Source organism: Paenibacillus xylanexedens (assembly GCF_007680605.1).
GTDB lineage: Bacteria > Bacillota > Bacilli > Paenibacillales > Paenibacillaceae > Paenibacillus > Paenibacillus xylanexedens_B.
Genome location: NZ_VEIO01000001.1, coordinates 1,458,802 through 1,475,439 on the forward strand (window position 1 = coordinate 1,458,802; position 16,638 = coordinate 1,475,439).

The 16,638-nt window shown below is 45.2% G+C and carries 12 protein-coding genes; 9 read left to right on the forward strand and 3 right to left on the reverse strand.

From position 1 onward, the window contains the following. Window positions 1-229 precede the first annotated feature (229 nt). The 5 genes from FS818_RS06530 to FS818_RS06550 all read left to right on the forward strand — a co-directional run bounded on the left by FS818_RS06530 (window position 230) and on the right by FS818_RS06550 (window position 5,098). Window positions 230-1,678, forward strand: coding sequence for an amino acid ABC transporter substrate-binding protein/permease (locus FS818_RS06530; protein ID WP_145330684.1), 1,449 nt, complete (start codon window positions 230-232; stop codon window positions 1,676-1,678). Beyond that, on the forward strand, window positions 1,671-2,399 hold the full coding sequence (locus FS818_RS06535) for an amino acid ABC transporter ATP-binding protein (RefSeq protein WP_145330686.1): 729 nt from the start codon (window positions 1,671-1,673) through the stop codon (window positions 2,397-2,399). Before FS818_RS06530 ends, FS818_RS06535 begins: the two co-directional genes overlap by 8 nt. Before the next feature lie 165 nt (window positions 2,400-2,564). Next, entirely contained in the window at window positions 2,565-2,927 is a 363-nt protein-coding gene (locus tag FS818_RS06540; protein ID WP_313960280.1) for a hypothetical protein, read from the forward strand. Window positions 2,928-3,012: 85 nt separating this feature from the next. Continuing rightward, window positions 3,013-3,603, forward strand: coding sequence for a TetR/AcrR family transcriptional regulator (locus tag FS818_RS06545; protein WP_145330688.1), 591 nt, complete (start codon window positions 3,013-3,015; stop codon window positions 3,601-3,603). 82 nt (window positions 3,604-3,685) lie between these two features. Then, window positions 3,686-5,098, forward strand: a complete 1,413-nt coding sequence (locus FS818_RS06550; RefSeq protein ID WP_145330690.1) for an MFS transporter — start codon at window positions 3,686-3,688, stop codon at window positions 5,096-5,098. A 122-nt stretch (window positions 5,099-5,220) separates the two neighbouring features. On the opposite strand, the gene FS818_RS06555 is transcribed toward FS818_RS06550, so the two are convergent. The 3 genes from FS818_RS06555 to FS818_RS06565 all read right to left on the reverse strand — a co-directional run bounded on the left by FS818_RS06555 (window position 5,221) and on the right by FS818_RS06565 (window position 8,380). After that, window positions 5,221-6,510 (reverse strand): glycoside hydrolase family 27 protein, encoded by a 1,290-nt coding sequence (locus FS818_RS06555; RefSeq protein ID WP_145330692.1) that lies wholly within the window; start codon window positions 6,508-6,510, stop codon window positions 5,221-5,223. A 116-nt stretch (window positions 6,511-6,626) separates the two neighbouring features. Beyond that, window positions 6,627-7,508 carry an AraC family transcriptional regulator gene (locus tag FS818_RS06560; RefSeq protein WP_145330694.1) on the reverse strand — a complete coding sequence of 294 codons (882 nt, stop codon included), beginning with the start codon at window positions 7,506-7,508 and terminating at the stop codon, window positions 6,627-6,629. A 14-nt stretch (window positions 7,509-7,522) separates the two neighbouring features. Then, entirely contained in the window at window positions 7,523-8,380 is an 858-nt protein-coding gene (locus FS818_RS06565) for a helix-turn-helix domain-containing protein (RefSeq protein WP_145330696.1), read from the reverse strand. Between the two features lie 157 nt (window positions 8,381-8,537). Here FS818_RS06565 and FS818_RS06570 point away from each other — a divergent pair, with 157 nt between their 5' ends. The 4 genes from FS818_RS06570 (at window position 8,538) to FS818_RS06585 (ending at window position 16,628) form a co-directional block, all read left to right on the forward strand. After that, a complete protein-coding gene (locus tag FS818_RS06570) occupies window positions 8,538-10,526 on the forward strand; it encodes a hypothetical protein (protein ID WP_145330698.1) in 1,989 nt (662 codons plus the stop codon). 181 nt (window positions 10,527-10,707) lie between these two features. After that, complete coding sequence (locus FS818_RS06575) at window positions 10,708-13,038, forward strand: glycoside hydrolase family 95 protein (RefSeq protein ID WP_472924434.1); 2,331 nt, start codon at window positions 10,708-10,710, stop codon at window positions 13,036-13,038. A 288-nt stretch (window positions 13,039-13,326) separates the two neighbouring features. Beyond that, window positions 13,327-14,895 (forward strand): response regulator, encoded by a 1,569-nt coding sequence (locus tag FS818_RS06580; protein WP_145330702.1) that lies wholly within the window; start codon window positions 13,327-13,329, stop codon window positions 14,893-14,895. After that, on the forward strand, window positions 14,892-16,628 hold the full coding sequence (locus tag FS818_RS06585; RefSeq protein WP_145330704.1) for a sensor histidine kinase: 1,737 nt from the start codon (window positions 14,892-14,894) through the stop codon (window positions 16,626-16,628). The genes FS818_RS06580 and FS818_RS06585 overlap by 4 nt, the downstream gene beginning before the upstream one ends. Window positions 16,629-16,638: the final 10 nt, after the last annotated feature.

The window sequence follows — 16,638 nt, forward strand, 5'->3', positions numbered from 1 at the left end:
GCATTTTGCGGCTTTTTTTGCGTTTAATGTTTCAAATTTAAAATTTAGGTTTCGACAACCTGACCTCCAGGGTAAGTATAAGAGGACTTTTACAAGTGAAATGAAGAAAAGCCATGGAAACAAAAATGAAGGTGGGTAGAAAGAGCATTGATTGGTCAAGAGCTGAGAATAATAACCTTAGCATGATTCGGGACATACGTATGGCATGACGTCAAGACGAGGAGGACATATGAAGAATAACAGGATTACATTACTTATACTTACCATGGTGCTGCTTCTGGTGTCCGGCTTTACAGGTTGGACGGGAAGTGTGCAGGCTCAGTCGGATCCGGGCAAAACTTATGTTATCGGTACCGACATTACTTTTGCACCGTTTGAATTTCAGGAAATTAACGGCGATTTTGTCGGCATCGATATGGATCTCATGGCAGCGATCGCCAAGGATCAGAATTTTAAATACGAGATCAAAGCCTTGGGATTTAATGCTGCCGTTCAGGCACTGGAATCGAACCAGGTGGATGGCGTCATTGCAGGTATGAGCATTACGGATGAACGCAAAACCAAATTCGATTTCTCCGATATGTACTTTGAATCAGGCGTTGTTATGGGCGTTAAAGCGAGCAATGATACGATAAAAAGCTATGAAGATCTCCGTGGTAAAAAGGTAGCTGTAAAAACGGGGACGGAAGGCTATCGTTTTGCTGAAGCGAACGCATCCAAGTATGGGTTTACCATTGTACCTTTTGATGATTCGGCACAGATGTATGATGATGTGAAAACGGGGAATTCCGCAGCCTGTTTTGATGATTTCCCTGTGTTGAAATACGGGGAGAATCAGAAAAACGGACTGAAGGTTGTTACAGAACCCGAAAAAGGTGCGCCTTACGGTTTTGCTGTAAGTAAAGGTAAAAACCAGGAGTTGCTGCAGAAATTCAACGCGGGCCTTGCTAACATCAAGGAAAGCGGTGAATACAAGCGTATTGTAGATAAGTATATAGGTGACAATGCGGACTCCGTTGCACAATTGGGACGTATGGAACTTATATACAAATCTTTTCCAGCCTTGTTGAAAGGTTTGGGGAATACCCTTTTATACACAATCATGTCTCTATTCTTCGCGTTTATTATTGGTTTGATCTTCGCCTTTATGAAAGTAGGGCGTAATAGAGTGTTGCGCGGCATTGCTACCGTTTTCGTTGATATTTTCCGCGGTATTCCGTTGCTTGTACTCGCGTTTTTCATTTACTTCGGTATTCCTCAGGCATTTGGCTTTACGATGCCGCTGTTCCTTGCAGCGATTCTGACGCTGAGCTTAAATGCGGGAGCTTACGTTACTGAGATTATCCGTGGGGGTATTCAATCGATTGATCGTGGACAGATGGAGGCCGCTCGTTCACTAGGTCTTCCATATCGCAAAGCGATGATGAAAATTGTCATTCCTCAGGCGGTTCGTGTGATGATTCCTTCGTTTATTAACCAGATGGTCATTACGCTGAAGGATACGTCCATCTTGTCCGTTATCGGGCTGGTTGAGCTCACACAGTCGGGTAAAATCATTATTGCCAGAACGTTATCTTCGTTTGACATATGGTTAACGGTAGCTGTAATGTACTTGATTGTTATCATTGCACTGACTAGACTTGCCGATTATCTGGAGGTGAAGATTCGCCGTGACTAAAATTAAAGTAGAAGGTCTGAAGAAAAGCTTCGGTTCCAATCAAGTGCTGAAAGGCATCGACATTGCTGTTAATGAAGGCGAGGTTGTATGTGTCATCGGGCCATCCGGTTCGGGAAAAAGTACATTTCTTCGTTGCATCAATTGTCTGGAAGACATTACCGCAGGCCATGTGATCGTTGATGATCAGGACTTGAATAGTCGTGACACCGATATTAATAAAGCTCGTGAGAACATTGGCATGGTATTCCAGCACTTTAATCTGTTTCCGCACTTCAGTGTGCTCAAAAATATTATGTTCGCGCCAATGGAACTTGGCAAATTAAATCAAGAACAGGCCAGGGAAACCGCGCTTCGCTTGCTTGACCGTGTCGGTCTGGCAGATAAAGCGGAGAGCTTTCCAAGCCAGCTCTCGGGTGGACAGAAGCAACGCGTAGCTATTGCTCGCGCACTCGCGATGAATCCGGATGTGATGTTGTTCGATGAACCTACATCGGCACTTGACCCGGAGATGGTTGGGGAAGTACTTGGTGTCATGAAGGATCTCGCGAGCGAGGGCATGACGATGATGATCGTTACCCATGAGATGGGCTTTGCCCGCGAAGTAGCGGATCGGGTTGTTTTTATGGATGGCGGATATATTGTTGAGGAAGGAAATCCTGAACAGATCTTCGGAAAACCGCAACACGAACGCACAATCAGCTTTTTGGAAAAGGTGCTCTAATCCCGGTTTTATTATAGTTTAACAAAAAGTCGCGACATGCGGCTTTTTTGTTTTGTACATTGATTCCGTAAGGGAATATAATAGGATTCTTGAAACAGTGAATATATTGTATCTAACATCTATAATAATACCAGTTAGAAATCCTATGAAAAGGAGTATTTGCCCATGATTGAATCCGTATCCGAGACTGTACAACGGCAATCCATTGAGGCCTTTCAGTCAGTGATCCGAAAATCGGAGAACGCTCTGAAGAACATGGTGGGGAAAGAAGCAAATACATCGTTGATAGAGAAGCGACTTCATGCGCTAAATGTCAGTTTGTATATATTGGAATACACCTGGAATGAGAGAGCTGATCAACATTATAGCAGCCTGGAGATATCCGAGGCACGTCATGTGATGAACAATCTCCTTCCTTCTCTTAAACGAATGATGGAGAAGTCGGTAGCTGGAACACCACAGTATACCTTACTAGAGAGAAGAATTCGAGCTTTCCAACTTGCTGTGCAGGCAATGGAACAGAAATGAGTTGAAATACTTGACAAAGAGTGATTCAAAAGGTAACCTTCTTTTATGACAGTGATCACTGACATTTGAGTAAAAGGAGAGCTTCATGTCCAATTCAAGTAAACGGAACACAAGAGAGAAGTTAATGTTAACGGCGATTGAGCTGATCTCGGTAAAGGGATATAAAAGTGTTACAACGCAGGAGATTGCCTTAACCGCCGGCGTAAGTGAGAAGACGTTATTTCGCCATTTTGGTACGAAAAAAAATCTGCTCGAGAGCGCATTTGACGAATATCATTATGCGGCGGAAATGACACGACTTTTTGAGGAAAAGCTGGTATGGAATCTGCATTCAGATTTATTGCTGGTCAGTAAAACCTATCATGAAATCATGCATAAGAACCGTAAACTATTCATGATCAGTCTGAAGGAAATGAATCATTTGCCGGAGTTAAGAACACGAACGATAAAACATCCCCAGCAGTTACTTGAGCTTTTAACCCGATATCTGCAAACGATGCATGAGCAAGGCAAGGTGGTTCAGATCAACGCTGAATTACAGGCTTTCTCCTTCATGGCACTGAATTACGGCTTGTTTATTAACCATATGGAGGATCATGTGCATTTTCCGTGGCTTTCATTAGAAGATGTGATTACCGAAAGTGTATGGACGTTCACTAGGGCGCTAACGCCCTAGTATTTTAAGTTATATTATGACAGTAAGTACTGACAGTCTATATTATGCACTTTTCAATCAGTATAGGGAAAAGAGGGAAACGATGAAGACCAGAGAGAGTTTAGAGATCCAGGATGCATCTGCAACGGGAAAAGAAAAGGCACTACTTCGCGTGCTTGTCTTCACATTGATCATCTCTGTGATGAACGGAATGATGTTTAATGTTGTCTTACCCGTCATTGGGGATCAATTCGAACGGTCAGCTTCCGAGACAAGCTGGATCATCACCGGATATTTAATTGTATACGCCGTTGGTACAGTCACTTACGGGAAGCTAACAGATCGATACAGCATTAAACGTTTAATCACATTTGGACTCTTATTGTTGGCTGCTGGCTCCGCTATGGGAATTCTTTCGAATTCCTATTTTATGATTATTTTGGCACGTCTGATTCAGGCCGCAGGGGCTGCCGTCATTCCAGCTCTGGCCATGATTATACCAGTTCGATATTTTCCGCCAAACAAGCGTGGTCAGGCACTCGGTACTTCTGCGATCGGAATCGCGCTGGGATCTGCTTTAGGTCCTATTGTTGCCGGATTCGTATCCAGTGCACTGAATTGGAAGTTTCTATTTGCGATTCCGCTACTTTCGCTGTTAACGCTCCCCTTCTATAGAAAGTATTTGAATGATGAAAGGGGAGGTTATGAAAAGATGGACTATCTTGGAGGCATACTGCTCGCCGTAAGCATTGGAGCCATTTTGCTCGCACTGACTCAATTAAATTTGTGGTATTTGCTACTGGGTATTGCAGCTTTAGGCTTGTTTATCCTTCGCATTCTCCACACAGCATCACCGTTTGTGCAACCAGCTGTTTTTCGCAACCGCTCCTACACATGGGGAATGGTTATTTCATTTGTGTTGGTCGCATGTGGATTTAGCATTCCATTTATTATCCCGCAACTGTTAACCCATGTGTATGATGCTTATCCGGCTCTGACAGGTCTAATTATGTTACCGTCGGCTCTGATTGCAGCATTACTTGGAAGACGTGGAGGGAAGTTAGCTGATGAGAAAGGTAATGTCTATTTGATTTATACAGCCTCCTCGATGCTTGTTATCGGCTTCTTAAGTCTATCGTTTGCTGCCGGTGTGTCATTGTTTTTCGTTTCATCTTTTCTAGTCTTGGCAGTCCTTGGTCAATCCTATATGCAAATAGCGCTGTCTAATACGATCGCACAGACCCTCTCCAAAGAACAGGTCGGCATTGGTATGGGACTACTGTCGATGTTTAATTTTATCGCGGCTTCTGTATCCACAACTGTTCTTGGCAAGGTCATCGACGGGGGAGCACAGCAGATGCGTTTCAACCCTTTTATCAGCCTAACGTCTGCATTTGTATATAGTAATCTATTTATTGTGCTTGCGATATTGGTTGTGGTAATGACTTTTGTGTATAGATGGCATTTTGATCGTAAATCCGAAGGACAGATGAATAGATCATCTCGTTTGTTTTAAATAAAGTCGAAGGTGCTCATGCGAGCCAATAGTTAGAATCCGTCGATTTTCAAAAATAGAGAAGAAGAGGTCTGTCATAAACGACAGGCCCCTTCTTTATGGAACGTTTCAGGCGAAGTGCTTCACGCAAAATGGTACAGGCGCACACCGTGCGAAGGCACATGCGTGCGTAAAATATCCTCGTTAACTTCTGTCACATCGCCACTCCATAATTCAATTCCGTGGCTTGCAACAGAAGGGGATAAACCAACTGTATTGAGATTGATTTCCACCGGGAGCGCTGGCTGCTCGCCAACATTAAACACAGCTACGTAAGTGGAACCATCGACATGAGATGCCGTCCATACGATCAGATCGCCTTGATGTAACACTTCTCTTGCACTATGGCTCTCACGATGCATACGCAGAACTTCACGGTTGGTCAGCAAGGAAAGCGTCCATTCATCGTTATCCCGCAACTCACCGCCAAAGATGAGAGGAGAACGGAAGATACTCCACAGAGACATCATCGTCAATTGCTCATCCTTAGTGAATCTTGTCCACCGATCGGCTCCGCCTCCATCCACAGAGCGAATACCAATGTGCCCCAGAGGCAACATATCACAATCCGGCCAACATCCCTCCTTAGGAAGGCCCTGCCACTTACGGCAGCGATCGAACATATCCAGCAAAAGAGGCCATTGATCCCAGAAATCATCCGTGACCCGCCACATGTTAGCCTGTTCAGCAAAAAATTCAGCGTATTCCACGGGGGCAGGACCGGGAGACAGACTTAATACCATGGGACGTCCGGCACGTTTGATTGCCTTCGAGATCATCTCAATCTCAGGCTGATGTGTGTCATATAATCTGGAGGCAGCGATATCATCCACTTTGACCAGATCAACACCCCATGAAGCATACAATTCAAACAGTGAATCATAATAGGCTTGCGCGCCTTCTTTGTTGTGGTCTACGCCATACATATCCGTGTTCCAAGGACAGATGGAGTTGGTGTGAGCGATCTCACGGGCGGTGGAGTTGGTTCCCAACAGAGCTGTATTTGCATGAACCGCTTGCCTTGGAATTCCGCGCATAATATGAATGCCGAATTTCAGTCCAAGGCTGTGTACGTAATCAGCAAGCGGCTTGAATCCTTGGCCATCCGCAGCTGAAGGAAAGCGATTTTCTGCAGGCATCAGACGTGAGTATTCATCCATGATCAGTGGAACGAAAGGGCGGTATTGTGATGAGTTTGCCAGAGGTTCATACCATTGAATATCAACGGTAATGTAGCTCCAACCATATTCTTTCAAGTGTGTAGCCATATACTCCGCATTACCGCGAATTTCCTTTTCAGTGACGGCAGCCCCGTAGCAGTCCCAGCTGTTCCAGCCAAGAGGGGGTGTTGGTGCAACAAGAGTATGATCCATTTGAAGGCTCCTTTACCTAACGTAATTTAAATTATTGCTCCAGTCACATTTATCATAATGAAGTAAAATACAATAATCTACAGTAATGTTAAGTCATCAATAGCAATATATTGCGGTTAGTCAAAAAACAATCTGCGGTACACTAGGCTTTCGCCGCCGCTTCGGAACTCCCCTGGAGTAAACCCCGTTAAACCTCGAAAAGCTTTGATAAAATAACTTCCGCTGGAGTATCCCACTTGTACCGCAATCTGTTCAATGCTTAATGTCGTGCCGCGAAGTAACTCCATCGCTTTCTCGATCCGAACGCGGGTAAGATAGGCACCTGGAGTGAGACCCGTGCTAGCCGAGAATCTGCGTATAAAGTGGTATTTGGATAGGGCAACACGTTCTGCAAGCTGATCCACGCTGATCATACTGGCGTAATCGGTTTCCATGTACTTCGTAGCCTGCTGAATATGTTCCGGCCAGTTCTCCCGATTATGACGTGTTGTCGTCTGTAACCGAACAAGTTCTGTCATGAACTGATACACACTGGATGAGGCAATCATAGGGTCCGTTATCCTCCCTGCCGCCGCATCCGTTACAATCATTCGCAGCAGACGGATGGGAGCAGAATCCATGGGGAGAAAAGCGACCTCACCTGTTTCTCGCACAAACTTCTGCCAATGAGCGTGAATGAGATCAGGACGGAATAGTAGGAAGATGAACTGCCATGGCTCATCAGACTCTGGATGATAGTAATATCGATGAGCGCTCGGGATCTCTGCAAGAAAAGCCTGTCCGGGAGTCACACGGTATGTACGGTCATTCGTTTCATAAATACCTTCTCCTGCAAGGGTGTACTGAAATAAAAGAAGAGGACCATCCGTTCGTTCCAGCCCATCCCAGTAATACGATGGATCAGTAATGATATCGCTCCCCGTTGCATACAGCTTGCATAGCTCAAGTTCACGATCTTCGGCAAATCGAAAACCGTAGGTACCTTTTGAAAGTTCCATGCATATCCTCCGTCTTAACACTTTTCAGTGGAATGTTTACGTTGAAACTTACCTGGCGATGTTCCGACTATCTTGGTAAAACTGCGAATAAAGTTGGCATAATCGCCGAATCCGGAACGATAACAGGCCTCGGTAATACTCATACCTTCCAATAAACAGATCTGGGCGAGCTCAATCCGGCGAGTAAGTATATAGTTTCGAATCGTTAGTCCGGTATGTTTTTTGAATTGACGGCTGATATAACTGCTGTTGGTAAATAGTTTTTCTGATAAGTGCTGAAGGGTTAGAGATTCGGTCAGATTCGTTTCAATATAGTCCATCGTATTACGAACCAGTTCAGGCATAATGTCGGAGGGCACAAAATCCGTATGTTTAAAAGCCAGATTGGTCATGAGAAGCAGTCGGGCGATCAGCATATTTCTCATAATATCCGCACCGTAGTCTGAGATTAGCAACATTTGCTCCACTTGGGTTGTAAGATTGAGAAATGGCTCTAACTCCTCTTCATTCAAATGAATGATATTCCCCTTACCTTTAGGCCGATGATCAAAACAGGCAGAGAGGTTGGTAGATGATGTGGATAATCGATTAAGATATGATTTTTGCAGATTAATTGTGATTCGTTCATATTCATTCTTGTCGAGTGCAAAGGACCGATGCATTTCTTCTGGATTTAAAACAATAAGATCACCTCGCTCCAGATGGTGACATCGATTATCGATATAGAAATTCACATTGCCGCGAAGAAAAATGTAAAGCTCATACCCATTATGCCGATGGTAGAATGTGCCCATATTGTAGGTCGTGACACGATGCAGATACAGCAGATCCATCTGAATGGGATCATACAGGTACTCCAGCGATTCATTCATATCATGAAGGCCTCCTAATCGTTTGGCGCAATAAATATCACGATCTAAGCAATGTAATTGCGAACCTGAACCTATAAAATGGTACCATCCTAGCATCTTGGTTTAAAATTTGCAAGCGTTTTCCGAAGGGACAGGGAAAACAGAATTGGAGGATTGTATGGAACTGATTTTTACCGCACGCAGTAAAAGGCAGGAAGGGACAGCCTATACCGGTATGAGCACGCATAATCTTCGGGCTGACGTAAATATGAGTGCCGGGACAGGCTGTGCAGATGATCCAAAGCAGGCACAGATTACCATTAAGAATGAAGACAGTCAACGGTGGAGCGGAGTGATTCATGTAGAACTTGCTTTTGACAAACAGAAGCCCAGATTTTTTCTGCCTGCCTTTATGTATGGTCGTAATCGGGGAGAAGCACCCCAAAATGTACCTAACGAATTTCCAAGAATTCGTGAAGGAAAACCATCCCGCCCTTCATCCCCTTGGTGGATGGTTCGAAGTGATCGTTTATCGCATCCGGTTGCACTTGTATATGATAAGGGGCGAATTGTCGGGCTAAGCGCAAGCCCATATTGGGTGGAAAGCATGCATAGTGAACAGAAGCAGCCATGGTATCCGGGTCAAACAGGTACTTTTCTACAATATGGAGGTTTCACATGTTCGATCGAGAAAGGCACCGTTGGGTACACCTTAGGTTATGAGAATGCTCCGTTGCTGTTTATCAAATCAAGACTTGTGCACGAGCGCTCAGCCTTGGCAGAGAGCGTCTTCGTGTTGGAAGCAGGAGAATCGGTAACGTTTACCCTTGAACTATATGATTATGAATCCTCTTCGCCCTTAGGTATTAATTCTGCATTAGAGCATGTCTATCATAAGTACCATGAGCACCCGAGGCAAGGAAGCGACATCCGCACAGCCGTATCTGACATGTCCGCTGCCGTTCGAGACTACGCCTGGCTTCCAGATGACCGTCACTATTCTACTTTTGTGTATGAAGACACAGAAAGCGGAGGCTATCGATATAACAAAATCATCTCGATCAGTTGGACCAACGGCATGACCATTGCAACCCCCATGCTGATTGCAGCATTACGTCAGAACGATGAACCCATGCGTCAGCAGGCTTTGTCCTGCATCACAAACATTATCGAAAATGCGATGAATCCGGAGTCAGGACTTCCGTATGATGCTTATCAGGATGGAAAATGGAGCATTAAGGGCTGGTGGTTTGACGGTATGCGTACACCAGGGCACTCATCCTATCTCGTTGCACAAGCCATGTTTTATATCCTGAAATGTTATGACTACGAATACCGCATAAGGCAGATCAGACATGATGACTGGCTCGCCTATGTGAAGCAAGTACTGGAACGCCTGGAGCGGAGCAAAAACGCGGATGGCGAATATCCGACGATATTGTCCGAGCGCACGGGTGCAGGCCTGGAGTACGATGCTTTTAGCGGGGCGTGGTGCCTCGCTGCGAAAGCTTATTACAGCTGGTTGACCAATGAGTTATCCGATTTGGAGGAAATGAGACGCAGTGAAACACATTATTACAATGCCTACGTGAAACAGATGGAATGTTACGGTGCTCCGCTTGATGCGGATAAAGCAGTGGATTCGGAAGGCATTCTGGCATATATCAAAGCTCTCCGTTTCCTGCATACACTCTCCGGTGAGGAGACGTTCCTTAACCATATCAGAGACGCCATGAGCTACGAATTCAGCTTTAAATTTTGTTATAACTCGCCAGTGCAGATTCCGCCGCTGAGTACATTGAACTGGTCAAGTTCGGGCGGAAGCGTCACTTCTGTAGCTAATCCGCACATTCATCCCATGTCGAACAATCTCGTTGACGAGCTTTTATATTATCTTCAGCACCGTGAGGATGGCTATATCCGTCAGCGTATGAATGATACGGTCGCTTGGGGCTGTCAAACCTACAATCGTGTTGATGGTGAATATGGTTATGGCAAAAAAGGATGGATGTCCGAGCGCTTTTGTCACTCGCAAGGACTCGTTACGGAGACTTATGCCGATGGTACGCCGGCAAGCACCTGGTTCTGTCTAATGCCGTGGGCCAGCGGCTCTATCATCGAAGGTCTCGTTGGTGACTACTGGGATCAAGTCACCTCCAGCGATTGAATAGATATGATCATGCCTCCAAACGGGTTAGCATTGTGAAGGTTTAGGTTAGTTTTCTTCATTCAACGAAGCTGGGCAAACAAAGTAAACTGATGATGTAGTCTGCATTTCGGGTCATATTGAGTTCTGTTTGTCATGTTGCCGGGCAACAGTGAACCTTGGCATCTCTAATGGAGGTATAATGATGAATACAAATAAAAATAAAATTGGGTTTGATCACCCTGCCGGGCAGTGGGAGGAAGCCTTTCCGATCGGAAACGGAACCCTCGGTGGTATGGTTTTAGGAAGAACAGATCTGGAAAGAGTTCAGTTAAATGAAGATAGCCTTTGGTACGGGGGGCCGATGGAGCGGAACAACCCGCAATCACTTCAATCACTGGATAACATAAGGGAACTTCTGTTCCAAGGTCAGATCCGGCAGGCAGAGGAGCTGGCGCTAACCTCATTAGTTGGTGTGCCTGATGGACAACGACATTATGAACCGCTTGGTGATTTCTATATGGCCATGCATCACGCAGACGAGGAGGCGACAGGGTATCAGAGATATCTTGATTTGGAACAGGGAATCGCTCGCGTTCAGTACACATCAGGCAACACAAAACACAAGCGAGAATATTTTTCAAGTTATCCTGATCAGGTCATGGCAGTCCGTCTGTCTAGTAGCGTGCCGGGCGAATTATCATTCACAGCCTTGTTTGGCAGAGGTTCCGTGTTACATTGGTCGCCGTTGTCGGGGGCGCTAAGACATCCGGTCGGGTTCCAATCGTTGATCGATCGAATCGAACAACGCAGTAATGGCGATATGATCATCCGGGGCAGAAGCGGGGGAGAAGGGGGGATCCGTTTTTGCTGTACGATTCGGGTCATGCACGAACAAGGAGAGATTCAGTATTCGAGCGGTCAACTATCTCTGTCAAATGCGGATTCAGCCACCGTGCTAATATCGGCATGCACCGATTTTCGTTATGCCAAGGAAGACCTGGAGGCGGAATGTTTACGAAGAATAGATGTAGCCTCTGCCAAAACATATGAGCAGTTACTTCAGGATCATATCGCTGACTATCAGGCGCTGTTCACACGAATGGATCTTCATCTGGAGGGTGGACACACAGATACCAGTTATATGAGTCTGCCGATGAATGAGCGTCTCGCGCGTCTTAGAGCAGGCGGTGATGATCCTGAACTCGTAAGTTTGTACTTCCAGTTCGGGCGATATTTGCTAATCTCCAGTAGCCGGCCCGGTTCGTTACCTGCCAATCTGCAGGGCATATGGAACAAAGACATGCTTCCGGTATGGGACAGTAAATACACCATTAATATCAATACGGAAATGAACTATTGGCCAGCGGAGAGTTGTAATCTGCCGGAGTGTCACATCCCTTTATTTGATTTTATCGAGCGACTACAGGTTCGAGGAAGGGAAACTGCAAGTAAGATGTATGGCTGCAACGGATTTGTAGCACATCATAATTCTGACATATGGGCAGATACTGCTCCGCAGGATGTATGTCTAACGTCGACCTTCTGGACGATGGGCGGCGCTTGGTTGTCTCTTCACCTGTGGGACCATTACGAATACAGCAGGGACAAGGATTTTTTAAGAAAAGTGTATGAAACGATGAAAGAGGCAGCTTTGTTTATTCTGGATTTTCTTGTGCAAGACCCGGAAGGGAGTCTCACGATTTGTCCTTCTTCCTCACCGGAGAATATCTACATTCTGGATAGTGGGGAGTCAGGTGCACTTTGTTACGGGGCATCGATGGATAACCAGATTATTCGGGAGCTGTTCACGCGGTGTATTGAAAGTGCACACATGCTGCAACAAGATCAGGAATTTGCATCACAGTTGCAAGAAGCACTAACTCGCATTCCGGATATCGCTGTGGGAAAACACGGACAGATCCAAGAATGGAGCAAGGATTATGATGAACTTGAACCAGGTCATAGACATATATCACATTTGTTTGCGCTCCATCCGGGTTCACAGATTACTCCGAAAACGACTCCCGAATTAGCAACTGCCGCCCGGATCACGCTGGAGCGCAGATTGCAACATGGCGGGGGACACACGGGCTGGAGCCGGGCCTGGATTCTGAACATGTGGGCAAGACTGGAGCAGGCTGAACAGGCACATGATAACGTTATGGAGCTGCTTCGCTCCTCGACGCTGCCTAATTTATTCTGTGATCATCCTCCGTTTCAGATCGATGGTAACTTTGGAGGTACGGCAGGTATAGCCGAAATGTTACTCCAGAGTCACGGCGGTGAGATTCGTTTACTTCCTGCGTTGCCAATGGCATGGCCAAAAGGTTCAGTTCGAGGGCTGCGAGCGCGCGGCGGATTCGAAGTGGATATGGAATGGAACGAAGGGAAGCTGCTGCATGCCAGCATACGTGCAAGCGAGGCAAGCAAAGTCAGCGTTTCTTATCTGGATCAACATATGGAACTGAATTTCCAGAGTGCACAAGATTCAATCATGTTAAAAGGAGAAAAGTGGAAAGTGACCTCTTGATTAGAAGGATATGGATTTAGCATGAAATTCATCTCTATTCCTTAAGCGAAACGACCGGGTTAAACTCGGCTCCGTTTCGCTTTTTTTATTTTATGAGGCTATAGGCTGTACTTTCGCGCAATAAAATCAGCGATTCGCGCAATGAATTTGCAAACGCCAAACGATAGAATGGTAACAATCTTGTGCAAATAGGCGCAGAAATGTAAGCGGTTTCTAATTATAATTGGATTATAGCTTTTTTTGTTGATTTCATTCAACGATTTTGCTTGAAGGGAAGGGGCAAATAATATGTTAAAAGTACTTCTGGTCGACGATGAGATGTATATCCGTAAAGGGATGCATGAACTGATTGATTGGCATAGTCTTGGCATGGAGATTGCGGGGGAAGCAGAGAATGGACTGGAGGCGCTGAATAAGGCAGAGTGTCTACGTCCCGATGTCATAATTACAGATATCCGAATGCCTATCCTGGATGGACTCGAGCTCATTCGTGCTGTTGACAAGTCACCTACGCTAGAGCCTGTATTTATTATCATTAGCGGTTACCATGATTTCAAATACGCACAACAAGCGATAAGGTACGGTGTCCAGGATTACATCCTTAAACCGATTGATGACGAAGAAATGACCGCAACGCTGCAGAAGGCGGCTAACCTGATCCAGAATAAGCGAAAACATGTATTTTTAGAGGAAGGACAAGCCAACCGAATAATGTTAAAAGATATGATTAAGGGTCAGATTCGAAAAGAAGATGAGATCCGGTATGCAGAAATGTTAGGTATTGACCATCAGACGTCATTGATCATTGTGCTGTTTGAACTACAAACGGGTTCAGAGCATCGGAAAGTGACTCTTCACCAGGTTAATGAAATCCTTCATCCGTTGGCAGATCATCGGTTCAACCTATACGTTATTGAGGAGCAGCTAGGTAGATTTGCCTTGATTGTTCTATTGAAGGAACCCTCACCAAAACAACGTGTAGTCGAGAAGATTCAATGGATTCAAAACATGCTCAGCGACCATCTTGGCGCAGATGTAGGCTTGTATGCAGGTACATTGGTTGATGACATGAGCGACGCACCCCGGTCTTATGGGGAAGCAGAGGAAGCATACAAGCATAAATTTGCAGAGCCTGGAAGTGTTGTCCATTACACAGAAGTGAAGGATAAAGCGTTATACGTATTTAACATAAATCAGCAAGAGGTTGACCCCCTGATTCTAAGCCTGGAAGAGCGAAATCGTGAGGTTTGTCATGACATTGTGTACGAGATGTTCAACAAGTTTCACTCTCGCCGGTTTTCTACCCAGGCTGTTACAGGTTCTCTGTTGCGCTGCATTACGGGTATACTCGCGGTTGTGCACGAAATGGGAGGCACGGACGAAGGATTGCAGAAACTCAAGTTATTAGCCGAGCAAGGTCAGGATGGATGGAATTTACGACTATTAAAAGTTGCATTTTTAGCTGCATTGGAGGAAGCGGAGGAATATATTGCGCAACTGCGGCTGGAGCAGTCCAAAGGAGACATCAACAAGATCAAGCGATATATTGATGCCCATTATAAGGAGAATATCAGTCTCAAAAGCATTGCAGCCCAGTTTTACATGAATCCGGTCTATCTTGGCCGGCTCTTCCGTAAAAGCTACAATCAATATTTTAATGAATATCTGCTCAATCTCCGCATTCAGGAAGCCCAGAAGTTGCTTCGCCAGACGGATCTGCGAATGTATGAGGTGGCCGCCCGGATCGGATTTCAGAATGCGGATTATTTTGTGACCCAGTTTGAGAAAATCGTTAATATGACGCCAACAACCTACCGCAATCTTCTGAAAGAGGACGGACAGCGGGGGGCCCAATGATCAGGTGGAAATGGAACTACATGAAGCTTCGGGATAAATTATTGCTGATGTACGTGTTATCCGTATTCATCCCGATTGTTGTAACCAATGTCGTTTTTTATCAAGTAACCACAGCTAATATCCGTAATCAGAAAAGTCGTGATGCCGGAATGGCGTTAAACAACCTGAAAAACGAATTGCGTGTAACGATTGACCAAGGGGTGGGTCTGTCTTATTCGCTCTATGCTGATCCAGTATTTAATGACACGTTATCTCGTTCGTTTGAAAGTAACTCGGAGTATATTCGGGCATATAACTCCTATCTCAAAGGAGAGTTTTCCGGTCAACTGAGTCAAGGCATTCGCTGGTACCAAGTGTATACAGATAATCCAACAATTTTGTCCTCAGGATACATTGAACGCTTAAATGAAGCGGTTCGCAACAGTAGCTGGTATAAGCAATTACAGAATAATGCCGTACCTTATCCAACCTTGATTGCAACCGATCAGATGTTAAGCCTCGTACAGCGGTTAAATAATCAGGGCACGGGCGGTATCGAACAATTACTCAAGATTGACTTTAATATGGATCTACTTCAAGAGCAGTTTCGCAACAGCGGATTCGATGGCAAAGTGTATTTGGTTGATCCAGGAGGCCACATTCGCTTCTCGAATGATATGAGCACAGAGAATGTTTCAATTGGACAGCTGTACGGAAAATTGGAATTCCCCAATAAAACCATTCGATTTGATCGATTCTATTCTGGCATTAACTATTTGGAAGGGTGGTCCCTGCAAGGTGTGATGGATGAGGAAATCGTGTTACAGGAAGTTCGTAAATCACGATCCTTCGTCGTCTGGCTGGCATGTATCAATTTCGTGTTGCCTTCGATTATCATTGCGGCGATGTCCCGCTCCATTCACGTTAGGCTGGTACGTATTCTCAAACATATGAAGAAAGTAAAAACACAAAATTTCCAGACCATTCCTCCTGAAGATGCAAGGGACGAGATTGGTCAATTGACAACCGAATTCAACCGGATGACCGAGACGATTCGGAATCTTATTGATGAAGTATACCTTGCGGATATTCAAAAAAAAGACCTGGAGCTCAAACAGCAGCAGGCGCAGCTTCATGCGTTACATAGTCAGATTAATCCGCATTTCCTGTTTAACACGCTTGAATCTGTGCGAATGCGGAGTCTGATCAAGGGCGAGAAAGAGACGGCTAAGATTGTGCATCATATGGCCAAAATGTTCCGTAAGTCCATTAGCTGGAATCAGCATGACGTGACCGTGAAGGAGGAACTGGAGCTAATTGAAAGCTTTTTGCAAATCCAGAAATATCGCTTTGGGGAAAAACTTCAGTATTATATTGAAGCTGATCCTGTCGCGTTAAAGTACCGAATTCCAAAGATGGTTATCCTGCCGTTTGTGGAAAACGCCAGCATACATGGCATTGAATCTACACCGGGAGAAGGGGTTATTCGGCTTTTTGTTCAATTGGAGGGTCAGAATCTTCATATTTGCCTGGAGGATAACGGTATTGGCATGTCCTCAGCGAGATTGAAAGAATTGGTAGGATATCTGGAACAGAATATGGATATAGGTGAGCATGTTGGGATGAAAAATGCCTATAGCCGGTTGAAACTTTGTTACAAAGATCGATTCTCTTTTTCCATTCAATCAGAGGAAGACAAGGGAACGAGTATCCAAATCAGGCTCCCACTAGATGGGGAAGAGCCCGAAAGGTAAATGATGGTTC